The following is a 23,359-nucleotide window of genomic DNA, read 5'->3' as shown; positions in this document are numbered from 1 at the left end:
TGCGTGCTCGTTCATTGCGCCAATACCTTTGCTGTGTAGATTGGCTGGAAGATCAGGTTGAGGATCTGGAGCAGCTTCGCAGGCTGAACCGAGGCCGCGTTCGCGATGTAGATGACGTCACGCGGACGCATCCAGAACGTCTGCGCGAGGAAGTAGCTCTCGGGACGCGTCAGATCTAGCCGGTAGATCATAGGTCTTGCGTCAGGTAGCGGACGTCCGTCGACCGAGGCGCGGTCGTAGCGAAACACGAACACGGCGCTCGGATCCGCGCGATTGTCCGAAGGGCCGCCTGCCCTGGCGATGGCTTCCGCGAGCGAGACATCGGGGCGAAGGAACGGCATCTCGGAGACTTTGTCAGTGGCGCCGAACACTGTGAACGTGCGCGGCCTATTCAGGAGCTGGATCTGGTCCTGCGGCACCACGAGAATGTTGTTGGCGGCAGCCGTGGTGAGCTCGTCGAGCCAAACGGTGCCGACGCGCCCGCCTCGAGTGATGCGGACCAAAGTGTCCTGTGCCGGAACGGACGAACCGCCAGCCTTTGCGATTGCATCGAGGAGGCGCTCGTTGCGGAGGACCAAAGGAACGCGACCGGGTTGCTTGGCCTCACCCGAGATCATGACCGTTGACCAGATCTGGTCGCGAACCGAGACGACAGCCTGAGGATGCTGCGAATTGGGTTTCAGGCGCTGCGTGATGACAGTCTGGATCTGAGCGGGAGTCATTCCGGCGACGGCGATGCGCCCAACGTAGGGCAATGTTACGCCACCACGCTGATCGACCTTGATCGGCGGGAGGGTTTCGCCGGCCGCCACTGGGGCGCCGCCGCTCGCGTCAGCACTGGCCAAAGCCAAGCCACCGCGCGCGGTGAAAAGCGCTGTGCCGATTTCGAAGACGGTGACCTGGAGAACATCTCCCGGGCCAACCAAATCAATCGCTCCGGCCTCACCCGTCAATGCCAAGGCGGATGGAGCCTCGGAGACATCGGCGACGTGCACCGGCCTGGTCTCGGCGGTAATCTCAACAATCTGAATTCCGAGCGCGTTTGCGTCGACGACGCTCTGCTCGATTTGTCTCGCGGTCGGTCCACTAGAGGGCAGGCTGGCGCACCCCGACAGCACAGAGACTATCGCCCCTACAGCCAGAACGCTGCTCAACGCCAAGGGGCTCGCCTTCCCGCGGCTCAACCTATTTGAACACGGATTGCTCACGCTTTCCGGTCTCCTTTTCTGCCTCTCTTCAGAAAGACCAGATCCGGTTCCGGCGAGCCTGTGGTTTCCCGCAGGTAGCTGAAATAGGTCTTAGCAGTTGCGATTTCGCCGCAAGGCCGGTGCTAGGCAGGGGGTCGGTAAAACGCGGGCTCGGCGATGCTTGAGCCCGCGCGTATCCAAGGGGGGCCTTGCGTAGCCGAGTGCGCAGCCATTGCCTGAGAATACAGCGCCGTCAGCCGAGTCATATAAGCTCCAGTAGAAAACTGCGCCGCTTGTTGCGGTCCTGCCTGTGAGAGACGCGCACGCAACTCCGCGTCGCTGTCCAGTTGCCGAAGGGCCTTCGCAATCGATGCCACGCTGTACGGGTCGACCATCACCGCGCTGTCGCCAGCAACTTCGGGAAGTGAGCTCGTTATCGAGGTCATGACGGGGACCCCCAGCATCATGGCTTCGAGCACTGGTAATCCAAAGCCTTCGTAGAGCGAGGGAAGCAGGACTGCGCGCGCCCCGCGTACTAGCCTCATGAGCAGACTTTCTGGCAAGTAGTCCAACTGGCGAATACGCGCGGCGTTTCTCAATCCCGTGCCGTGGGCACCGTTCAGCAGTCTCAGCTCATGCTCTGAGCGCCACGCACGACCGCCGACGATAACGAGCGGCGTTTCGCTCTCGGCGGAAAGATAGGCTTCAATCAATCGTCCGATATTCTTTTTGGGCTCAAGCGCCCCGAAGTACAAAAAGTAGTCGCCGAGAGCGAGATCGAACAGATTGCGCAGCTGTCCCCGGAGCTCATCCTCAGTCAGGACTTCTGCAGACGCAGGTGCTGTCACAGCCTGATAGGTGTTGGTCACACGCGCCGGATCGGTCGCAGGGAACATGGCCAGGATGTCGTTGCGCGAGGCTTCTGATACCGTGCAGACATGCGCGGCTTCGCGCAGGCAGGTTTCGATCAGTCGAAAATGATAGCGCTTGTCCTCGGTCGACGTGTGCGGCAACCGCAGCGGAACGAGGTCATGAATAGTGTAGACGTTAGCAGCGCCCTTCAGGTGGACAGGTACGGGATAGGTCCAATGCATTACGGCGGGCGGTGCCGGGACGACGACGGGCATAAATTGTCGGTAACGCCGGAAGTAGCGCACAGCTACGTCGAAGAGATTGCCAAGAGTGAAAAGGCGATCGAACGCCGGCAATCGCTCCGCAAAGGCTTCACCAACCACATGCCCTGTGCGCTGCACTTCGACGAGATGGCGAGGCATTGGCGAGATGAAACTGCGCCGAATGAGCCGCCGGAGTGTCAGTTTGGGTGGCTCTGCCGGCGGTTCGGCACTGAGAGCGCCAAAGAACAGCACTTCACGCAAAGCCTGCGGAGCAGCGTGGTCGACATCGAGACCAAAGATGCCATCAAGGGGATGGCCTATGGCATTGAGGGTCCGGCCGAGCACGCGGCCATAGGTGGCAACACCGGTGCCACGCGCCATTGCCATGTTGTAGCCGTCAACGCCGACTCGGAATGGCGATCCGTTGTGCATTGTCTCTGCCATCACCGTCCTAGTTTGGCTGGGATTGAGCTCACGTCTGTTGATTACCCCGTTGGAGGTTGCGTGACGTCCGCGTAAAGCGCTTGCAGCCGACCAGAATAGGCCGTTGGCGAGAACATGCGGGCGCGTAGAAAACCTGCGGCACGTAGGCGGGCGCGCAATTGGCCGTCACCGTCGAGTTGGCGCAACGCAGCACTCATTTCCGTCGTGTCGTATGGGTCTACTGTCAGAGCGGCGTTGCCAGCGATCTCTGCGAGCGCTCCACGATTGGATGTCAAGACAGGCGCGCCGAGTGTCATAGCCTCGGCGATCGGGAGTCCAAAACCTTCGGCAAGGCTCGGAAAGCACAATGCTCGTGCCTGTCGGATCAATGCAATAAGAATGGATCGTTCTTGCCAGGGAAGGCGCAGAACACGCCGGCTTTGTACGGCATCTCGAATAATATCTTCAGCGCCCAACCCCTCCGGACCTACGATTACAAGAGGTGTGGCAATGCCGCTTTGGGCATGTGCCGCAATGAGGCGCCCTAGATTCTTGCGGCGCTCGACGGTACCGCAGAACAGGAAATAGGCGCCGGGCACCAAGCCAGCCGGCAACGAGGGATCACGCTGTAGAGGCGCGCGGACAGCCTGGTAAGTATTGATGACCCGCTCCGGCGCGCAGCCGAAATGAGCGATAACTTCAGCACGCACAGTCTCCGAGACGGTGACATACCTCTCTGCAACCTCGGCAATCCGTTGCAGCAGGCGAGCGTGTCGGAGAGGGGCGATCGAGGTCAGGCTTGGTTCGCGCAACGGGATGAGATCATGGATGGTGTAGAGGTTCTTGGCATCTCTGACGTAGAGCGGCACAGGATATGTCCAGTGCATCACCTTTGGCGGTACCTCGCATACGATCGGCAATAGCCGACCATGAATATTGAAGAAGACCTGCGCCTCTCGAAATACGTCACTGACCTCAAGGGCGGCATCCGAAAGCGAGGCGTCCGCCGTGCTTGTGGCAGCGCGCCGAACACCTCCGCGCAATGCGGACGTCCAACGCTTCAATCGTGCAGCTGCCGCACTTGTTCTGCTCTGAGTACCTGCACTCAAGAAGGCAGGGCTTGCGCCAGCGGCTTCAAGACAGGATGCGAGCACCTCAGCATAGACAGCAACGCCCGTGCCGTAACTGCCCAGCATTCGCCGATCGACGCAGACCTGTACGGGCGCACCATCAGACGGCAGTGTGTGCACGTAATGCGGATCATAGATCCGCCTCAGGAGCGTCTCGTTCAGTGTTCCTTCCGAGTGGAGGCGCATATCCATGACAGCAACGAGACGGCCGAGCTTCTTGTTGGAAACTCAGTATGTTTGAGGGCAATTATTCATTCCGCGACTTCACTCTTTGCTACACGTCACGACCCTCTCGAGTTATGATACTGCAGGTATGAGGTGTCGCGATGCTGGTGCTCGATCAGGTTTCCAAGGTCTATCACGGACACAAACTCACCAAGCGCGTGCTTGACGGAGTTGATCTCTCGGTTGCCCGTGGTGAAGCACTTGCCATTCTCGGCGCCAATGGAGCCGGCAAGTCCACGCTGATGAAAATCATCGCCGGCGTGGAGCATCCGACTGCCGGCCTCATCGACCGCGGCGGCTTTTCGATTTCCTGGCCGATCGGCTACACGAGTTGCTTCCAAGCAAGTCTGACTGGTGCTGACAACGCCCGTTTTATCGCGCGCATTTATCGCCGTCCGATCGCGCCGCTCCTGGACTTCGTCGAGGACTTCGCACAGCTCGGACCGTACTTTCGGCAGCCGATCAAGACGTATTCGGCCGGCATGTCGGCGCGCCTGGCGTTCGGCATTTCGCTCGCAATAGAATTTGACGTTTATCTCGTTGACGAGGTCACCGCGGCCGGCGACGAGCGGTTCAGGAAGCGGTGCTATGAAGCTCTGATGTACCGTCGCAGCACAGGTACGTTGATCATGGTCAGTCATGATCCCCGGACTCTGCGGACTTTCTGCACTCGCGGAGCGGTGCTGCATGGCGGACGTCTGATGATGTTCGATGATCTCGAGGAGGCGATCGCGACGCACGCACGGCTGCAGACCTCGGCAGCATAGGGACACTGTGAGAGGAGAGTTTCGCCGTTCGAGACAGTGTCCCATCATCGGCGCAGAACCAGCATCTGATCGACATGCGCTGGCGCCCCGAGCACGTCGGTTCGCGACACCTCTTGAATCCCGTGATCATGACTAAGTCGGCAGAGCGAAAATCCCGCACTCTGGATGTCACCAAGAAACGCGTCCGGCACTGCATAGCGTGCGCTAGCGTACTCCAGGAAAACCGTGGTCGGCCTGTTCGACGTAACAAGCCGCGTCATGCCTCTCCAGATTGCCTCTTCCGCAGCGTCGGCATCAATCTTGATGACATCCGAATGGACGATCTCCTCGAAACTATCCAAACGGCTAGTCTTGAGCGGGATTCCGTCCTGCACGCGTCCTGATTTGGACGGGTTCACGAGATGTGCATTTTTGGGCTCGCCTTTCGGGCAAACGAGGAGCATGTCCCGATGATCGGTGTCACCAAGTGCACATTCGTGGATGACGGTCCGATCCGCAAAACCGTTGAGCGAGACGGATTGTCTGAGCCGAGCCGTGATCGGCGGATTGGGCTCGAAGGCATGTACGCGACCCGTTGGACCCACGAGGTCGGCCATGAGGAGCGTGAAGTAGCCGAGATTTGCGCCGATATCGACGACTGTCATGCCTGGGCGCACAGCATCCACTATGGCCTCAGTAAGCCACATTTCCCAGAAGCCATCGAGCATGAGATGAGGAGACAGGCCGCGATCGGCGGCGTCGACAAGCATCTTGTAGCGACCGAGGACGCGACACAGCACCGTCTGATCACCAACATCCACAGTGTGGCAGAGCGCACGAATGCGAGCTTCTCTCTGTCGGCGGGAGCCTAGCGAGATTTGTCGAAGATCGAACAACGGCGCCGTTAGCCGATCGTCCGGCCAAGCTGCACGGACGCCAAATAGACTAACGAAGGCAGAGATTCCGCTAATGGCTATCCCCTATTCGTAGGCGCAAGCGCCTCCATCGCGCTGTCGCGGCTCCGGTGGGCGGGACGATCTGCAGCGTTTCCGCTGCTGCCGCCCAAGATTCTTGGAGCAGCACGTATTTGATAGCGGCACTCCCGGGAGTTCCTCTCATGCCTCGATCAGCCCACAGCGCATGGCGACCACAACGGCACGCAGCTTATTCGGCGCCCCGAGCTTCTCTGCTGCGTTCTTCAGATGGAACTCGATGGTGCGTGGCTTGACCTCGAGGAATTCGGCAATTTCGTTCACCGTCTTTCCCAAAGCAGCGAGGCGTAAGGACTCAACTTCTCGCAGAGTCAGCGCAGGCAGGGTGCCATCACCGATGTCGCTGACAATCTCGTCCTTGGCGCGCTGATGAAAGTAAGCGGCCGCATATGATAGCTCGGGCGCACGGCTTGTTACGATTTCCTGCGCCTCAGCCGCGGAGACAAACGCGTTGTAGTAGAGGTTGATGAAAGCCGGACCGGCAGCATAATCCTGCACCGGGATGGCTATTCCACCTTGGATCGCTCTGGCTCTCAGGCGCCCACCCAGCGATAGCTCAGCTGGGCTTGTGCCTGTGTCGCACGAACTAGACCAAGTAAAGGGCGTATGGGCGCGCATCGCGCGACGGGCGACCTGATCGAGAGATAGGCTTCCTTCCTGAAAGAAGAAGCGGCGATCTGTGGCAGACGAAGCCACGAAGCGTGCCGGCACGATCTCCTCCGTTTCAGGAGTATGGATCGCGTGGCCAAAATGTACGTAGATGCCGCCGCGTGCTCCATATGCGCTCGCCATGTCGTGTAACGCTTCGCAAAGATGGCAATGCTGGGCAGCTGCGGCATCTGCCGAGAGCGTAGCTGAATAGCGCGAACCAGAAGTACGCTTCGGTGTATTGCGGTCCTCGCCAGCACAATAGCCCAGCGGCGGCGCGGACGCCGGTAGCACCTCGGCTGTACCGCTCAGTACCGCAACAATATCGAGGCTCATGGTGCGCTCCCCGGAAGCGCGTTTGCCTCGAAGGCGTGCCTCTTCTGCTTTCGGATTTCGCCAAAGTGGGCACCGCGCGGTGCCATTGCCGTCTCAACATGGCGCCACAGCCGCAAGTGCGGCCAAGACTGGGCAGCCCCAGACGTGATACGCAGTACGTCGATCATAGAACGCCTTCTGAACGTATTGGTCTTTCGGCGCGACCACATGGGCTGCGCGGTAACCAAACTGCCTTGATACTTCTTGGACGTATCGGCGCGGCCGGGTGCGAATCCCATCTCGATGGATTTCTGATGTGGGGCGCATTCGACGCCCATTCTCAGGTCTATTGGGCAGCGAATGTGGCCTGGTTGCACCAGTTGTTCGCACCAGAGCACGACCTAAGCGAGCAACTGTCATGATAGTGTGCAAGTCCCATGAGACACGGCTACTCTCAGAACGCCTGAGCGCCCGGAATTCACGCGCCGCAATCGCCGGTCTGACGTGGGGACCGCTGGGCGATGGTCAGGACGAGTGGTTGCGGAACGTTGGCCGGTGGCGCCATACCGATCTTGGCCCCGCGCAAAGCCGCGACGAGCATCTCGTCGCGGGCGAGGTTCCCTGTCGAGCCGATGAGCGCGCTGCGTTCAATCGCTCCAGTTTGGGAAATCCAGAGCTCGATTGCCAATCTGTAGTCGCCGGGTCGTGTGCTCGTATTGCGGCATAGCGCGTCGAGAACACCTCTCTGAAGGGCAGCGAGGAACTGCGTGCTTGGTCGGGGCGGCGTGCCGTTGCCGATGCCAGGATTTTCTGGCGATGGGCGGACGATAATGAAGGCATTGAAGTCGGTGCGTACGGCCGTAAGCCCAGTTCCACCGAGAAGCGTGGTGAGCGCGGCCTCTGGCGTAAAGCGGCCATTGACCGGAGCTGATCGGCGCTTAGCCGTCGTGATAGCCTCGTAGAGAACTTGCATCCCGCTAACTCGGATGTAGCGGTCCAGTGCGCTATCGAGATGTTGGGCTGGAATGTCATAGACCTGCGCGCCTTCGGACCGTTGTCGGGCGGCGAGCTGCGGCGCCGATGTGAGCGCGACGACGGCAAATACGATCATCGCGCACCACGAGACCAACCTGCAGGTGCGGTGTCCTATCGGACGCTTCAGGCTCGCCACGCGTCCGTCTCCGAGAAAGGCCAAGTCCGTCGCAAAACACTGGGCTCTCTTTTGGCACGGCCGCTCGATTTTGTCCGAAGCAAACTAGACGGTGCTCTGGCCGCCGTGAGAAATGGTGGGATCGCACATCAATTGTGGCCAAGAATCTTTTGGCCATCACAATCGGCTTCTCGTGCAGCCAGCGCAAATGATCAGCCCCGATGTGATCAAAGGAGGGTTGATATGAGCGATGTTGGTTGATGGCACGGCAGCATTGACCACCAGAAAGGCATTGACGCTCTAGCGTGATACCGGAGAGCGACGTCGCTCCAGCTCTTCCCGCTATGGGGCTCTTTCAAACTTCGGTGGCGACTGACTTGGCTGCAGAGGCCACAATCCAAGTGTCGCTCACGATCTTGCCGTTTCCGTACGCGCTAGGTCGCCTTGATCGTAGACAGCCGTATGCACAGAGCATCTCAAGCCTTGGCTGCGATATTTTTCGGCGCCTGCATCATCTGGCTGCAAAACCTGAAGGGGAGTGGCAAACGGGTCTGGGCTCTTCATAGTTCCCCGGGCAGCTCGTCTGACCGCTGCGTAAAGTCGAATATGTCAGCGGCACACCAAAGTCTCGCAAGCTTTACGGACCTACTGTCCATTACTGAAGCATCCCGCGATCTTCATTGAAAGGGCATCCGTCCGCCCGCACCGTTGTCGCCATACCGTTCGTGCTCTTCGAGGTAGGCGATGACATTTACTGTTCGGCATTCGGTTGGCTACGGCGCCGCAACCGCCATATCCGTTGTCTTCAGCGTGTGGCTCGCGACCCAATGGGCTGCGGCCATGCTTGGCTTTCATCCGGCACTCGGATCGGCATGGCTCTCCCTGCTCAATTGGCCGGTCTATGCACCGTGGCAGCTGTTCCCTTGGTGGCTGACCTACGGCCACATCGCCCCGCGCGTATTCGATACCGCCGGACTCATCGCCGTTGCTGGCGCGCTGATTGGTGGCGGATTCAGCATAGGGGGAGCCGCCTGGCGGGCGTCGAGACGGAAGGTCGTAACGACCTACGGCTCCGCCCGCTGGGCGGACATCGCCGACATGCGCGCAGCGCACCTCATTGCAGATCGCGGCGTGATGCTTGGGCAGATCGACGAAGAGTATCTTCGCGATGACGGTCCGCATCATGTGCTTGCGGTGGCACCAACGCGCTCCGGCAAGGGTGTCGGCTTGGTTGTTCCAACACTGCTGTCCTGGCCGGAGTCTGCGGTCATCCATGACATTAAGGGTGAAAACTGGCAGCTCACATCGGGATGGCGAGCACGCGGCTCAGATTGCTTCAAGTTCGATCCGACCGCGCAGGATTCCGCTCGCTTCAATCCTCTGCTCGAGGTGCGCAAAGGTCCGAACGAGGTGCGCGACGTTCAGAACATCGCCGACATTCTGGTCGATCCGGACGGCAGTCGGGAGGTACGGGATCACTGGCAGAAAACGGCGCACGCGCTGTTGGTCGGCACCATACTTCATGTCCTGTATGCGGAGGAGGAGAAGACGCTCGCCCGCGTGGCACGGCTGCTGTCAGATCCATCACGATCGATCGACCGCACTCTTTGGGCCATGATGACCACCAACCACGTCGGCTCTGAGGAGGCACCGCAAGTTCATCCGCAAGTGGCTGAGTACGCCCGCGAGGTCCTGAACAAAGTCCCGAATGAGCGATCGGGCGTGGTGTCAACCGCGGTCAGCTTGCTGAGCCTCTATCGCGATCCGCTCATCGCCAAGAACACGAGCAGCAGCGACTGGGCCATTTCAGACCTTATGGACGGCTCACGTGCGATCTCCCTCTACCTTGTTGTGCCTCCATCGGACTTGTCGCGCACGCGTCCCCTCATGCGGCTGATGCTGAACCTGATCGCGCGCCGTCTGACCGAGGAACTCAAGGACAACAGCAACGTTTCGCGTCGCCGCCTACTCTTGATGCTCGACGAGTTCCCAGCACTTGGCCGCCTTGATTTCTTCGAGGGTTCGCTCGCCTTCCTGGCCGGATATGGCGTACGCGCCTACTTGATTGCCCAATCCTTGAACCAGATCGAGAAGGCCTATGGCAACAACAACGCGATCGTCGACAATTGCCACGTGCGGATCGCGTTCGCCGCAAATGACGAAAGAACTGCGAAACGTCTTTCCGATGCGCTCGGCACGAAGACGGAGATTCGCGCGCAGCGGAACCTCGCCGGCAAGCGGCTGTCGCCATGGCTCGGTCACACCAGCATATCCGAACAGGAAACAGCACGACCGCTGCTGACGCCCGGTGAGGTCATGCAGCTGCCGGTCGATGAAGCCCTGATCTTTGCTTCGGGCTGTCCGCCGATCCGGGCCAAGAAACTGAGGTATTTCGACGATCGCAATCTCGTCGCGCGCTGCTTGCCCGCAGCAAAGGCATCGACGCCCATCCACTACAAACGCCCGAGCGACGTTTGGGGCACGCGCACTTGGGGGAGCGATGAGCGGTTGGTGAAACAATGGGGTGATCTGGTTACGGTCGAACCAAGTAACGACGGCCACGCCACCGAGGTACCGCAGGCGCAGCCCTCTATGCAGGCAGCTGCGGCGCCGCGCGAGCGCGACACGGATCTTATCATCGATGAGCCACGTCGCCGACGGACGCGCCGGGCTGCTCCGACTGCGCAACTGTCGTTTCCAAACGAGGGATGGTCCTCATGAAGAAGCGCTATACCGTCTATCTCTCCAAGCCATTGGCCAATCGCTTCGATGCGATTTCCAAAGTGCCAGGCACCAAGTCTGCCTTGATCGAACAGGCCTTGGACCGTCAGCTCGATCCCGGTCGCATTCAGAAGCATGACGAGGCGCTGCTGCGGCGCATGGATGGCCTCGTCAAAGGTCTTGGTGACGTCCAGCGCGATGTGGCGATCGTCACTGAAACGTTGTCGCTCTATGTCCGCTACTTCCTCACCGTCACGCCGCCAGTGCCCAAGACTGAACAGGATGCTGCCCGTGCACTAGGCCGGGAACGCTTCGAGGTGTTCGTCGCACAAATCGGGCGGCGTCTCGCCAGCGATCATAGGCTGTTCTCCGAGGTTCTCGAGAGCGTCGTTGCCAACAACCCGGATCTTTTGGCTGATGCGATCGACGACGGCCCCCTTCGACCACGGCAAGAACACGCCGAAGCCGATCGCTACACGGCCACGCCTCCGACCGGCAATGCGCAGACCCAGCGAGAGGATACACATCATGCCTGATGTTCTACTGCCGGGCGCCGAGGAAGCGCGCGTTCGCCGCCGCCAGATGCTTCGCACAGCCTTCGGACCATCGATCGCCGCGGCCCTTGAGGATCCGAATGTCATCGAGGTGATGGTCAATCCCGATGGTCGTCTATGGATCGACATGGCGCGGGTCGGACGCGTGGATACTGGCGCGCGGATCGGGCCGGCAGAGGCAGAGCGCATCATTCGTCTCGTTGCGGCTCACGTCCGCCGAGAAGTGCACGAGCGGGCGCCGATCGTCTCGGCGGAACTTCCCGATACCGGCGATCGATTTGAGGGTGTGGTGCCGCCAATTTCCCGAGCGCCGTGTTTCTCCATCCGCAAGCCTGCCGATGTTCTCTATCGCCTTGCCGACTACGTAACGGCGCGCATCATGACGCCATTGCAGGCCGATGTCCTCAAGGCCGCGATATCCGAGCGCAAGAATATTGTTGTGGTCGGCGGGACTTCCTCCGGCAAGACGACTCTCCTCAATGCTCTGCTCGCCGAGATCGCTGTGTCCGGCGATCGCGTGATCATCCTCGAGGATACGCGAGAGCTCCGTTGTACTGCGCCGGACTGTGTCTCGCTGCGGACCAAATCCGGGGTGGCCAGCCTCGCCGATCTCGTTCGCTCGACACTTAGGCTGCGCCCTGACCGGATCATCGTTGGCGAGGTGCGTGGCCCCGAAGCGCTCGACATGCTCAAGGCCTGGAATACTGGTCATCCGGGTGGGCTGACGACCATCCACGCCAACTCGGCTGCTGCCGGCCTCTCAAGGATCGAGCAGCTGATCCAGGAGGCCGTCGTCACCATCCCGTGCGATTTGATCATCGAAGCTATCGACATCGTCGTCTTTCTCAACGGCCGCGGCGGCACTCGCCGCGTTGAGACAATCGTGGAGGTCGCCGGCATCGACGATGATGAGAACTACGTCCTGAACCCACTCGCGGTGCCGACACTCCGGGCCGTGGAAGCGGAGAGGGTGCAATGATGGCACCGAGCGCATCTGGTCGCTCCGCTGGCGGGGCCATGCTGAAAGCATTTCTCCGACATGACCCCGCGCCCCGCTGTCGGGACACCCGCCACATCGCCCGGTTTTTGAAGCTCATAAGAAGGAGGGGCTTCGGGGGAACCATCCCCATCGTGCTGAAGGCGCGTCTCCGACACGACGCGGGTCGGGGCGGCAGCCCGTTCGCGCAGCGATTTCTTTCCATCCCAGCGATCGGAACCTGCTTGCTCATTGCGGTCTGCACGCCTGCTGCTGCTGCCGGCTCCGGCATGCCGTGGGAGACGCCGCTGAACCAGATCCTGGAATCGATCGAAGGACCGGTGGCGAAGGTGTGTGCGGTCGTCATCATCATCGTTACCGGGCTCAGTCTCGCGTTCGGCGACATGTCGGGCGGGTTCAGGCGACTTGTTCAGGTGGTGTTCGGCCTGACCATCGCGTTCGCGGCGACTTCGTTCTTCTTGTCGTTCTTCCAGTTCGCCGGCGGCGCGATGATCTAAGGGAGCACCGGCTCATGCTGCATCATCCAAATGACATCCCCGGTTACACCGTGCCTCTCCACCGCTCGCTGACGGATCCTATTTTGATTGCGGGTGCGCCGCGCGGCTTTGCCATTCTCAACGGAACGCTCGCAGCCTCCATCGGGCTTGGGCTGCGCCTCTGGCTTGCCGGCTTGCTGATCTGGATCGTGGGGCACGCCATCGCCGTGTGGGTCACCAAGGCCGATCCCGAGTTCTTGACCGTGCTGTCCCGTCATGCCCGCCACAAGGGAGCGCTCACATGCTGAACCTTGCTGAATACCGCCGCAAGGCGACCTGCCTTGCCGACTATCTGCCGTGGGCGTGTCTGGTCGCTCCCGGCGTCGTGCTGAACAAGGATGGAAGTTTTCAGAGGACCGCGCGTTATCGCGGACCTGATCTCGACAGCGCGACAGAGGCCGAGTTGGTGTCGGTGACCGCACGCATCAACAACGTCCTGAAGCGCTTCGGCTCGGGCTGGGCGCTGTTCTTTGAGGCAGAGCGCGTGCCGGCGGCTAGCTATCCACGTGGCCGATTCGGCGATCCAGCATCCTGGCTGGTCGACGAGGAACGCAAAGCGGCCTTTCTCGAAGAAGGCGCCCATCACGAAAGCCGCTACTACCTCACGTTTCTCTTTCTGCCGCCGGCGGACGCTTCGAGCAGGACGGAGCGCATTTTCTTCGAACGCGCCAACAAGAGCCCGAGTATGGTCGATCCGCGCGTGCATCTGGAGGCCTTCCTCACGGAGACCGACCGCGCCCTCGAACTCCTTGGTAGCTTCTTGCCGGAAATTGAGGCGCTCGATGACGCCGAGACGCTGACCTATCTCCATGGAACGGTATCGACGCGACGTCACCCCCTGCAGATGCCGCAGATCCCGATGCACCTCGATGCAATCCTGTGTGATACGGCGCTCACCGGAGGTGTCGAGCCGATGCTTGGCGAGCAGCACATGCGGGTCCTGACGGTGCTGGGTTTCCCGAGCACGACGAGCCCGGGGCTGCTCGATGCGTTGAACGATCTTGGCTTCGCCTATCGGTGGGCGACACGATGGATTGCGCTTGGCAAGGACGAGGCCACGCGACATCTGACGAAGATGCGCCGTCAGTGGTTTTCAAAGCGGAAGTCTGTCGGGGCCATCTTGCGCGAGGTGATGTTCAATCGCGAGACGGCACTGCTCGACTCTGATGCAAGCAACAAGACCTTCGATGCCGACGAGGCACTACAGGAGCTCGGCTCGGATGATGTGGCTTTTGGCTTCGTCACGACAGCATTGGTTGTGTCTGATGAAAATCCGCAGCGGGCTAACGACAAGATGCTGGCGATCGAGCGGGTCATCAACGCGCGCGGCTTCGTGACCATCCGCGAGACGTTGAACGCGGTCGAGGCCTGGCTCGGCAGTCTTCCTGGCAATCCTTACGCGAACGTGCGCCAGCCCGTGATTCACACCCTCAACTTGGCGCACATAATGCCGCTGTCGGCGGTGTGGGCCGGGCCTGAAGTCAATGCGCATCTCAGATCGCCACCACTGATGATGACTCAGACGCGCGGCAGCACGCCCTTCCGCCTTGATCTTCATGTCGGTGATGTTGGTCACACTTTGGTGGTTGGACCGACGGGCTCGGGCAAATCCGTATTGCTTGCATTGCTGGCGCTGCAGTTCAGACGCTTTGCCAGCGCCCAGGTGGCGATCTTCGACAAGGGACGGTCGACACGGGCGGCAGTGCTCGCGATGGGCGGCCGCGCAGTGGACCTTGCGCTCGATGGCGACGTCGCGTTCCAGCCACTTGCTAACATCGACAATCCTGGAGATCTGGCTTTTGCGCTGGAATGGGTGGTCGGCCTCCTCATCAATGAAGGTGTCAGCATCACGCCGGAGATCAAGGATACGGTGTGGACGGCGCTGCAGAGCCTGGCGTCGGCACCAAAGTCTGAGCGCACACTGACGGGCTTGGCTGTTTTGATGCAATCGAGCGCACTCGTGGCGGCGCTGTCACCGTACACGTTGGAAGGGCCCTATGGCCGACTTCTTGACGGTGCCAAGGAGACCCTCGACCTCGCGGACGTTCTGCACTTCGAGATGGATGGCTTGATGCAGGCCAAGCGCCTCATGGTCCCTGTGCTGACCTACTTGTTCCATCGTTTGGAAGCTCGTTTCGACGGGCGGCCGACGATGCTTGTTCTCGATGAGGCCTGGGTGTTCCTGGACGATCCGTTGTTTGCAGCCCGCATTCGGGAATGGCTCAAGACCTTGCGCAAGCTGAACGTGTCTGTGGTGTTTGCGACGCAATCACTCGCCGATATCGAGCGCTCGTCGATTGCACCGGCTCTGATTGAGAGCTGTCCGACCCGCATCCTGCTGCCAAACGATCGTGCTCTCGAGCCGCAGGTACGTTCCATCTATGAGCGCTTCGGCCTCAATGAGCGCCAAATCGAGATCCTGTCGCGTGCTATTCCAAAGCGCGACTACTACGCGCAGACCGCACGTGGAAACCGCGTGTTCGAGCTCGGCCTGGGGCCGGTTGGTTTGGCCTTCACAGGCGCGTCGTCGCCCGAAGATCAGCGCCTGATCGACAACACGGCGGCTGAGGCAATTTCCGGAGCATTCGCCGCGAACTTCCTGCGCGCCAAGGGATTGGATTGGGCGGCCGAACTGATTGAACACACGTCGGGCGCGGCCGCGCAGCCCGAGGACGGTGCTGAATTCGATGGCTCGGCACCGCCTCGCACCACACCACCGCCGCTACCGGACGCCGCACGGCAAAAGTTCGGGACCAAGACAGATCAAGCTCCTTTGCCGGGTCTCCCGGGCGGTGCAGCCTTGTCAGACCGGCTGTCGCCGTACCGTGTTCTTGCCGGAAAGAGGAAAGGAGAGCGCCGGTGATGCGTCGCCTCAAACTTACCGTGTCGGCGGTGGCCCTGGCCGCGATCACACTCAGCTCACCGGCCCACGCGCAGCTAACGGTATTCGATCCCGCCAATTATCAGCAGAACCTGCTCTCGGCACTGCGCGCACTCGATGCCGTCAACAACCAGATTCGTCAGCTGCAGAACCAGGCGCAGATGCTGCTCAACATGGAGCGCCATCTTCAGACGCTGCCCGGCAGCATTTCGCCGCAACTCTCTCTGGTTCTTGGCGAGCTGCAGCGGCAGGTCGCCGCGGGCAATGCCATCTCCCTCAGGGTCCAGGACACTGATGCCGCGTTCACGCGTCTGTTTCCGACGGCGTTTGCCGACAGTCTGTCGAGCGACGAGATCTTGCGGCAATCGCGTGCCCGCTGGGAGGAGACACACGCCGCCTTCAGGCGCGCGGCGCTCCTGCAAGGTCAGGTCGCGGAGAATTCGACCGCTGATGCCCGGCTGCTGGCAGACATTGTTGCGCGCTCTGACGGATCGGTCGGCACCCTGCAGGCGGCCCAGGCTGGCAACGAGCTCACCGCCCTCAACATCAAACAGGCGCTCCAACTGCAGGCGCTACTCGCTGCTCAGGCACGGGCAGAGACCATCGATCGGTCTCGAGCGGTGACCGCGCAAGAGGAGGCCCGTCAGCAGTTCAAATCCTTCCTCGGCGATGGCCGGGCGTACACACGGGGGCAGTGATGCATGTAACAGAAATTCGCTTCGCAAGCGCTCTGCAGACCCTGTTCGCGTCGTGTCGGAGACGCGTCTTCGGCACGATGGGGATGTTTCCCCGGAACCCCCTCCTTCTTGTGGGTTTCAAAGCACGGTCGGTCTGGCGGGTTCCTCGCCAATTGGCTGCGGGGGCATGCCGGCCGCATGCTCCCAGCATGGCCCCGCTCGCGCAGCGACCTCGGTCGCCACCGTGATGATGACGTCCTGAAGATCTGACCAGACTACCGAACGCGTCGACCAGCGCCGCCTGTGCGGATGCTGAGGGGGGAGCTTTGTCTCGATGGATGATCTCAACATTATTGACCGGTTCACGGAGACGTTCGGTCGCTACATCGACAGCGGGTTCGGATTGCTGGCCGGTGACGTCGCCTTTCTGACGACCATCATGGTCGCTCTGGATATCGTACTGGCAGGTCTCTTCTGGGCGCTTCACGGCGAGGACAATGTCCCGGCGCAGCTGATCAAGAAGGTTCTGTACGTCGGCTTCTTCGCGCTCCTGCTCAACAACTTTCAATCGCTGGCCGACGTTGTGTTTCGCTCCTTTGCGGGCCTTGGTCTCAAGGCGTCCGCGACGAGCCTGACAGCGCAGGATCTCATGCGGCCGGGGTTCGTGGCTGAGGCTGGGTTCACGGCGTCGCAACCGTTGTTGGCAAAGGCCGGAGAATTGATCGGCTTTACGACCTTCTTCGAGAACTTCGTGACCATAGTGGTGCTTCTGGTCGCGTGGCTGATCGTGATGCTGGCGTTCTTCGTGCTCGCGGTGCAGCTCTTCATTACGATCCTCGAATTCAAGCTAACCACGTTGGCCGGCTTCATCTTGGTTCCCTTCGCGTTGTTCGGCCATACGGCGTTTCTCGCTGAGCGGGTGCTGGGCAATGTGATCTCGTCCGGCATCAAGCTGATGGTGCTGTCGATCATCGTCGGTATCGGGGCGACGATCTTTGGCTCGATCGTGCCAGCGCCAGGAACCGCGATCACGTTGAAGCACGCGTCGTCGATCATCCTGGCGGCGATCGCCGTGTTTGGTCTTGCCATCTTCATTCCCGCCGTCGCTGCCGGCCTCGTCATGGGCGCGCCGCAACTCGGCGCCGGTGCCATCGTCGGTACAGGTGCGGGGCTGGCAGCGTCCGGAGTTCTGACGGTCGGTGGCGCCCGGATGGTGGGGCACGCCGCCGGCACAGCAGTGCGGTCCGCGGCCACGCTGACGGGCACTGTTGCTGCTTCTTACCAAGGCGGCGGTATCGCCGGCGTCGCGCGCGCCACTGTGGCTGAACCCGCGGCGCGAGCGATGGGCTCGGTGACCAATCCCGTGCGTGATGCCTATCGCGAAGGTGCGGCCGCTGGAGTCCGCGCGACCGCCGCACCGTCCAGCGATGGTTCGAACATTCCGCCACCTTCGCCTTCATCGGGGTCCCAAGCACCACCGTGGGCGACGGCGCTCGCGCGTCGGCAAACAATGCGGAATGCGAGTTTCGCCGCTGCGCAAACTTTGCGCGAGGGCGATCGTCCGGCCACGGGAGCGGGGCCCGATCTCAAGAGTAAGAGCTGAGGAACGCCGCGATGTTTCGACGTTCCACACTCCGCTACGGATCAACGCCACCGGCCGTGACGCCGTACCAGCGCGCAGCGCAGGTCTGGGACGAGCGCATCGGGAACTCACGCGTGCAGGCCCACAATTGGCGTCTGATGGCCTTCGGTTGCCTCGGGATTTCGATCGTCCTGTTGGTTGGACTGTTGTGGTTATTGCGATCGGGTACGGCTGTTCCCTACGTGGTCGAGATCGACACCACCGGTGCTGCGCGCGTCGTCGGTCCAGTGCAAGAGCAGTATCGCCCGAGCGACGCGCAGATCGCATTCCATCTGGCTCGTTTCGTCGAGCACGTGCGCGGTCTGTCGATTGATCCCGTTGTGGTGCGACAGAGCTGGCTCAAGGCCTACGACTACGTGACCGACAAGGCCGCGCTGACGCTAAACGAGCACGCTCGCACGGCGGATCCGTTTGCGAAGGTCGGTCAGCGCTCGGTCGCGATCGAAGTGACGAGCATCGTGCGCGCTTCCGACAGCTCGTTTCAGGTGCGTTGGCTGGAACGCGTCTTCGAGGGCGGTGCAACGCGCGAGACGCGTGCTTTTACCGGTTTCTTCTCGATTGTCGTCAGTCCGCCGCGCACGGCCGAACGCATCGCCAAGAACCCGCTTGGCATCTACGTGCACGCCTTCAACTGGTCGCCTGACGTTCTTCCCACGGAGCCGAAATGAGACAGAACACTCTCGGTGTTGGCGCATGTGTCGTCCTGGTCGGTCTGACCGGTTGTGCCAAGACCGTACCGGTACCGGAAATTCCTCTTCTGAAGGAAAGTTTCACGTCGGCGACGAGGACGCTTGATCCTGAGCCGCCGGTCAAGATCGTTACGGTGGCGGAGCCATTGCCGCTGCCTGGCCAATTGAAGCCAGCCCCGAAGCCCGGACCAGCCGCCAAGGACGACACGCCGCCAAAGGAGCGGATCGCCAAGGCCAACGCAGCAGCCCGCATCGAGCCGGCCAAGGACGGCTACGTCAACGCCATCCAAGTCTACCCGTTCGCGAAGGGTGCGCTCTATCAAGTCTATGCAGCCGTCAATCAGGTAACAGACATCGCGCTCGAGAGCGGCGAGAAACTGATCTCCGTCTCGGCCGGTGATACGGCCCGATGGGTGGTGGGCGACACGACAAGCGGGGAGGGCACGCAAGCCCAGGTGCATGTTCTCGTAAAACCGTTTGCCGGGGAGCTTCAGACCAATCTCGTCATTGCTACGGATCGACGTGCCTACCATCTCGAGCTCAGGTCCACAGACGGCACGTACATGGCGTCGGTGTCGTGGACGTATCCCGCATCTGAGCTGATCGCACTCAGGACTAAAGACGCAGAAGCCCGCACCGCGGCCGCCGCCATTGTCGAGGACGGGGTCAATCTTGAGAAGCTACGGTTCCGCTATCGTCTCGAGGGCGATGCCCCGTGGAAGCCGACCCAAGTCTTCGACGACGGGGCCAAGGTCTACATCCGTTTCCCAGCTGGTCTGGCGCAAAGCGAGGCGCCGCCTCTGTTCGTGGTCGGCTCCGATGGCAAGCCGGCGCTGGTCAACTATCGCGTGCGTGGGGCGACCTACATCGTCGACCGGCTGTTCGCGGCGGCCGAACTGCGCATGGGAACATCGCCACAGCGCATCGTCCGCATTGTGCGTACAGATGCGGTCTGGCGGGAGGCCCGCCCATGACGGACACGGTGAATAATGAGGAGAAGAAGATTGGCAACACGGAGCGCCAGGAACCGAAGCCAGCGGAATCTCTCGAGCTGCGGGCGAAGCCGGCCCCGATCACGCGCATCAACCGCAAGGTGCTGTTCGCTGTTGCTGGTCTTGTTCTGCTCTTTCTTTCCGGGCTGATCATCGTTGCACTCAACCCACCGCGATTTGCGTCTCGATCACCGTCCGAGCTCTTCAATGTCGAGCAGAAGGTTACGCCAGAAGGTTTGAGCAAGCTGCCAGCGACCTACGAGGGCGTACGATCACCGCAACCGATGCCTCGAGCCGAGCAACGCATCCCGCCATCTGATACGAGACCAACTAACCCGTTCGACGAGGCGCCGCGTGGATTTGACGATGCTGAACGGGCACGCCAAGCCAAGCGTGATGTCGAAGCGCGGGAGTCGCCACTTTTCTTCCGACTGCAGCTCAAAGCGCCGTCCCGCGCCGCCGATAGATCGGTGCCCCTGCCAGTGGCGGACAGCAAAGGAGAAGGTGCCGCAGTCACGCGAACAGACGGGCCGGCGCTGAACGCGTTGCGCCGCTCGTTGGGCAATGAGGACGTCAGCACGGACGCAACGGAGGCCACGAGAAAGCTCACGTTCCTGAAGGAGGGGCCGGAGGCCGCGATCTACAATCGACACGCGCTGCAAACGCCGGTGTCACCATATCAGCTGATGGCTGGCAGCGTCATCTCCGCCAGTCTTGTCACCGGTCTCAATTCGGACCTGCCGGGCTTTGTCATCGCCCAGGTCACCGAGCACGTCTACGATACGGCAACGGGACGTTACCTGCTTATCCCACAGGGGACGCGGCTTGTCGGCAAGTACGACAACGTCGTCGCCTTTGGGCAGGAGCGCGCGCTGGTCGTCTGGCAGCGGCTGATCCTGCCTGACGGCTCGTCCATCGTCATCGACAATCTGCCGGCTACCGATACCGGTGGCTATGCTGGACTCGCCGACGAGGTCGATCTGCATACCTGGAGGCTCTTGAAGGGCATCGCCTTGGCAACGGTCCTCGGTGTCAGCTCCGAGCTCGCGTTTGGCGGCATTGGCGGCTCTGGTGACAGCGATCTTGTCCGGGCCCTGCAGCTCTCGACGCAATCAACAACCAACCGGGCGGGCCAGCGGCTCGTCGAACGCAACCTCAATGTGCAGCCTACCGTCACGGTACGGCCGGGTTGGCCGCTGCGCGTCATCGTCCACAAAGATCTGGTTCTGCGACCCTACCGCGGACCCGGCATCACCACTCACTAGGAGGACAGTCATGGCAATCATTGGAAGCTTCAAACCCGACAAGGATGGTTACGCCGGCACAATTCGAACGCTCACATTTTCCGCCAAGGTCCGCATCGTCGCAAACGACCGCAAGGGCACGGAGAGCGCGCCCGACTTCCGCGTGTTTGCAGGCAACTCCGAAATCGGCGCCGCCTGGCGTAAGACGGCCAAGGAGGGAAACACCTCCTACCTCAGTCTGCGCATTGACGATCCTTCCTTTCCTGAGCCGATGCGTGCGGCCTTGCTGTCGCAGACTGAGGACGGTGTCCTCCGTCTGGCTTGGCGCCGTGAAAAGCGTGAGGAGACCTGACACCGATGCAGCGCAACACCAATGGCGTGGCACTTCTCCCGCCACCAACGGAGAGCATCGACGACTATCCGGCGCAATCGACCGAGAAGCTGCGGTTTGCCGATACAGACTGCAATGGCCATGTCACGAACAGTGTCTTCGCAATCTGCTGCCAGAATGCGCGCATGGAGTTCATCCTGCAGGCGGCGGGCGGAACGCTGCCGTCGGGCACGTGCATTGCCGTGGCGCGCTTGGAGCTCGACTTCGTCGGCGAGATGCACTGGCCGGGATCGGTGGAGATTGGGACACGCGTTGCCCGCATCGGGCAGACATCGGTGACGGTCGCACAAGCGATATTCTTTAAGCGCCGTTGCGTCGCACGCTCAAGGTCCGTTGCTGTGCTCCTGGATCAGACGACGCGGAAGGCCACGCCACTTCCTCCAGCGTTGGTCCAGTCTTTCCGCGAATTCGGCCCACCCGAAGAGGGCGAGGGCCGCGCGCGGCGGTCGCTGTTTCGTCGCGTCGTGGATCTCGTGAGAGGGCGATCATGACGGCGGCACAGGTCTTTGACGACGATACGCTGCCGCGGTGCTTCCGAGCCAGCTCAAGGCGCACCGAAGATTCGACACCGCTGCCATTGGCACTGCTTGTCATAACGGTGTTGATGCCGTTCGCGACAGGCTATTTCCTTTCGTTTGTGTTCCGCCAAATAAATTTAGTCATTGCTGCTCCATTGCACACCGAGTTCGGCCTGAGTGGTTCGCAGCTTGGGCTCATGACCTCGATGTACTTCCTGGCCTTTGCGCTGGTGCTGCTGCCGCTTGGCGCGGCGTTGGATCGGCATGGACCGCGGTGCGTGCAGAGCCTGTTGATGCTGGTCGCCGCGGCGGGCGCGGCGATTTTCGCCCGCGCGGACACCTTTCACATGCTGCTGATCGGAAGGGCTGTGATCGGCATTGGGGTCGCCGTCGCGCTGATGGCCGGTTTGAAAGCTATCGTTCTCTGGGTTCAGCCCGAACGTATGGCGCTCGCCAATGGCAGCTTGGTGACGTTCGGCTCACTCGGCGCCGTCGCGGCAACCGTCCCTGCCGAGTTTCTGCTGGGCATCATAGGCTGGCGCGGTCTCTTCGACGTTCTGGCTGTCCTCTGCATTCTGTCTGCGTTGCTGATTTACGTCGTCGTCCCGGAACGGGATACGACAGGTGATGCTCCACGCACAACGACACCGGGCGTGAGCGCTATCTATTCCGATCGCCGTTTCTGGCGCATCGCGCCGGTGGCAACCTCAGTGGTTGCAGCTTCGTGGTCGCTGCAGGGACTATGGGCGGTCCACTGGCTCGCTGATGTGGAAGGGTTGTCCCGACCCACAGTCGTGCGAGAACTTTTTGTCATGGCAGTCGCGCTGAGCGCGGGCGGTCTGCTGCTTGGTGTCGGCGCAGATCGGCTACGCCGGCGTGGCCTTTCTCCCAGCGTCTTGCTTTCTGTCGTCGCCGGAGTGTCAATCGCTGCACAGCTCGCCATCGTATTGCGGCTGCCGGTGCCAACGGTTTTGCCTTGGGTCATCGTTGCAATTGTCGGAGCATCGACCGTCCTCGGCTATGCTGCCGTAACAGAGCTGTTTCCACGGACGAGCTCTGGTCGAGCCACGGCTGCACTCAATGTCCTGCAGATGGCAGGGTCATTTGTACTTCAGGGGGCAACAGGCTTCATCGTCGCTCTTTGGCCGGAGCAGGACGGTCATCCCCCTGCGATCGCCTATCAGGTGGCGTTTACACTCGTTCTTGGTCTGCAGGCCGTCGCGATGGCTTGGTTTCTGCTGCTGGGCCGAACGAAGCCGACGACCGTCCTGCACGCGCACGCCGTTCACAGTCGAGCCCTCCGTGGAATGGCGTGTGTCGGCACTATGATCGCTTATGATCGCGCCGCTGAAGTCTGGTTCGAGCGCATCGCGCTTGCACACCGGCAAGCACGGAGCTGGCGTACTATAGCCATTGGGTCAGCAATTCTGGCGATCATGCTATCAGTGGCGACGGCAGCGGTGGCAATCGGTTCAGCAACGGCGTCGGTACATATTGTCAGCGCAAGTAGCGCAGTGAGTTCAGGCCTTGCGAATAACGCCGTTCCAGATGCTCTTCGTACCCAGCCTATATTGGCAAGGTGGTAG

Annotated in this window: 22 protein-coding genes; 16 read left to right on the top strand and 6 right to left on the bottom strand. The window is 61.1% G+C overall.

Translation table 11 applies throughout. From position 1 onward, the window contains the following. Nucleotides 1–11: 11 nt before the first annotated feature. The 3 genes from CS1BSM3_RS18285 to CS1BSM3_RS18275 all read right to left on the bottom strand — a co-directional run bounded on the left by CS1BSM3_RS18285 (nt 12) and on the right by CS1BSM3_RS18275 (nt 4,047). Nucleotides 12–926, bottom strand: coding sequence for a polysaccharide biosynthesis/export family protein (locus tag CS1BSM3_RS18285; RefSeq protein WP_174263718.1), 915 nt, complete (start codon nt 924–926; stop codon nt 12–14). Between the two features lie 404 nt (nt 927–1,330). After that, nucleotides 1,331–2,734: a glycosyltransferase family 4 protein gene (locus tag CS1BSM3_RS18280; RefSeq protein WP_072394015.1), complete on the bottom strand. Its 1,404-nt coding sequence runs from the start codon at nt 2,732–2,734 to the stop codon at nt 1,331–1,333. A 53-nt stretch (nt 2,735–2,787) separates the two neighbouring features. Further along, a complete protein-coding gene (locus CS1BSM3_RS18275; RefSeq protein WP_083528704.1) occupies nt 2,788–4,047 on the bottom strand; it encodes a glycosyltransferase family 4 protein in 1,260 nt (419 codons plus the stop codon). A gap of 134 nt (nt 4,048–4,181) precedes the next feature. On the opposite strand from CS1BSM3_RS18275, the gene CS1BSM3_RS18270 reads away from it, so the two are divergent. Next, nucleotides 4,182–4,847 (top strand): ABC transporter ATP-binding protein, encoded by a 666-nt coding sequence (locus CS1BSM3_RS18270; protein WP_072389302.1) that lies wholly within the window; start codon nt 4,182–4,184, stop codon nt 4,845–4,847. Nucleotides 4,848–4,891: 44 nt separating this feature from the next. Here the strand turns inward: CS1BSM3_RS18270 and CS1BSM3_RS18265 are convergent, their stop codons facing one another. Further along, on the bottom strand, nt 4,892–5,491 hold the full coding sequence (locus CS1BSM3_RS18265) for an FkbM family methyltransferase (protein ID WP_210188806.1): 600 nt from the start codon (nt 5,489–5,491) through the stop codon (nt 4,892–4,894). A 66-nt stretch (nt 5,492–5,557) separates the two neighbouring features. Between CS1BSM3_RS18265 and CS1BSM3_RS28325 the strand changes: the two genes are divergently transcribed. After that, nucleotides 5,558–5,698, top strand: coding sequence for a hypothetical protein (locus CS1BSM3_RS28325; RefSeq protein WP_174263694.1), 141 nt, complete (start codon nt 5,558–5,560; stop codon nt 5,696–5,698). A gap of 243 nt (nt 5,699–5,941) precedes the next feature. Here the strand turns inward: CS1BSM3_RS28325 and CS1BSM3_RS18260 are convergent, their stop codons facing one another. After that, on the bottom strand, nt 5,942–6,802 hold the full coding sequence (locus CS1BSM3_RS18260; RefSeq protein WP_083528703.1) for a LuxR C-terminal-related transcriptional regulator: 861 nt from the start codon (nt 6,800–6,802) through the stop codon (nt 5,942–5,944). Nucleotides 6,803–7,259: 457 nt separating this feature from the next. After that, nucleotides 7,260–7,952: a secretin and TonB N-terminal domain-containing protein gene (locus CS1BSM3_RS18255; protein WP_143149267.1), complete on the bottom strand. Its 693-nt coding sequence runs from the start codon at nt 7,950–7,952 to the stop codon at nt 7,260–7,262. Between the two features lie 723 nt (nt 7,953–8,675). Between CS1BSM3_RS18255 and traG the strand changes: the two genes are divergently transcribed. The 14 genes from traG to CS1BSM3_RS18185 all read left to right on the top strand — a co-directional run bounded on the left by traG (nt 8,676) and on the right by CS1BSM3_RS18185 (nt 23,359). Beyond that, a complete protein-coding gene (gene traG / locus CS1BSM3_RS18250) occupies nt 8,676–10,652 on the top strand; it encodes an IncP-type conjugal transfer protein TraG (protein WP_072389296.1) in 1,977 nt (658 codons plus the stop codon). Continuing rightward, the gene (locus CS1BSM3_RS18245) at nt 10,649–11,188 is read left to right on the top strand and encodes a CopG family transcriptional regulator (protein WP_143149266.1); all 540 of its coding nucleotides are present in this window, start codon (nt 10,649–10,651) and stop codon (nt 11,186–11,188) included. Before traG ends, CS1BSM3_RS18245 begins: the two co-directional genes overlap by 4 nt. Then, entirely contained in the window at nt 11,181–12,185 is a 1,005-nt protein-coding gene (gene trbB, locus CS1BSM3_RS18240) for a P-type conjugative transfer ATPase TrbB (RefSeq protein ID WP_072389292.1), read from the top strand. The genes CS1BSM3_RS18245 and trbB overlap by 8 nt, the downstream gene beginning before the upstream one ends. A gap of 221 nt (nt 12,186–12,406) precedes the next feature. Continuing rightward, nucleotides 12,407–12,700 carry a TrbC/VirB2 family type IV secretion system protein gene (locus CS1BSM3_RS18235; RefSeq protein WP_072394009.1) on the top strand — a complete coding sequence of 98 codons (294 nt, stop codon included), beginning with the start codon at nt 12,407–12,409 and terminating at the stop codon, nt 12,698–12,700. Between the two features lie 14 nt (nt 12,701–12,714). Next, nucleotides 12,715–12,987, top strand: coding sequence for a VirB3 family type IV secretion system protein (locus CS1BSM3_RS18230; protein ID WP_072389290.1), 273 nt, complete (start codon nt 12,715–12,717; stop codon nt 12,985–12,987). Beyond that, complete coding sequence (trbE, locus tag CS1BSM3_RS18225) at nt 12,981–15,602, top strand: conjugal transfer protein TrbE (protein ID WP_072389288.1); 2,622 nt, start codon at nt 12,981–12,983, stop codon at nt 15,600–15,602. Before CS1BSM3_RS18230 ends, trbE begins: the two co-directional genes overlap by 7 nt. Further along, on the top strand, nt 15,602–16,318 hold the full coding sequence (gene trbJ, locus CS1BSM3_RS18220) for a P-type conjugative transfer protein TrbJ (RefSeq protein ID WP_072389286.1): 717 nt from the start codon (nt 15,602–15,604) through the stop codon (nt 16,316–16,318). Before trbE ends, trbJ begins: the two co-directional genes overlap by 1 nt. Before the next feature lie 313 nt (nt 16,319–16,631). After that, nucleotides 16,632–17,900, top strand: coding sequence for a P-type conjugative transfer protein TrbL (gene trbL / locus CS1BSM3_RS18215; protein WP_072389284.1), 1,269 nt, complete (start codon nt 16,632–16,634; stop codon nt 17,898–17,900). Between the two features lie 11 nt (nt 17,901–17,911). Next, complete coding sequence (trbF, locus tag CS1BSM3_RS18210) at nt 17,912–18,607, top strand: conjugal transfer protein TrbF (RefSeq protein WP_072389283.1); 696 nt, start codon at nt 17,912–17,914, stop codon at nt 18,605–18,607. Further along, on the top strand, nt 18,604–19,602 hold the full coding sequence (trbG, locus tag CS1BSM3_RS18205; protein WP_072389281.1) for a P-type conjugative transfer protein TrbG: 999 nt from the start codon (nt 18,604–18,606) through the stop codon (nt 19,600–19,602). The genes trbF and trbG overlap by 4 nt, the downstream gene beginning before the upstream one ends. Then, nucleotides 19,599–20,885 carry a TraB/TrbI/VirB10 family type IV secretion system protein gene (locus tag CS1BSM3_RS18200; RefSeq protein ID WP_072389279.1) on the top strand — a complete coding sequence of 429 codons (1,287 nt, stop codon included), beginning with the start codon at nt 19,599–19,601 and terminating at the stop codon, nt 20,883–20,885. Before trbG ends, CS1BSM3_RS18200 begins: the two co-directional genes overlap by 4 nt. A 10-nt stretch (nt 20,886–20,895) precedes the next feature. Then, complete coding sequence (locus tag CS1BSM3_RS18195; RefSeq protein WP_072389277.1) at nt 20,896–21,216, top strand: DUF736 domain-containing protein; 321 nt, start codon at nt 20,896–20,898, stop codon at nt 21,214–21,216. Between the two features lie 5 nt (nt 21,217–21,221). Beyond that, nucleotides 21,222–21,746, top strand: coding sequence for an acyl-CoA thioesterase (locus CS1BSM3_RS18190; RefSeq protein ID WP_072389276.1), 525 nt, complete (start codon nt 21,222–21,224; stop codon nt 21,744–21,746). Continuing rightward, a complete protein-coding gene (locus tag CS1BSM3_RS18185) occupies nt 21,743–23,359 on the top strand; it encodes an MFS transporter (RefSeq protein ID WP_072389274.1) in 1,617 nt (538 codons plus the stop codon). The genes CS1BSM3_RS18190 and CS1BSM3_RS18185 overlap by 4 nt, the downstream gene beginning before the upstream one ends.

Source organism: Hyphomicrobium sp. CS1BSMeth3 (assembly GCF_900117415.1).
Classification (GTDB): Bacteria; Pseudomonadota; Alphaproteobacteria; order Rhizobiales; family Hyphomicrobiaceae.
The sequence above is the reverse complement of the archived record's forward strand: the minus strand, read 5'-3'. Positions and strand labels throughout refer to the sequence as shown.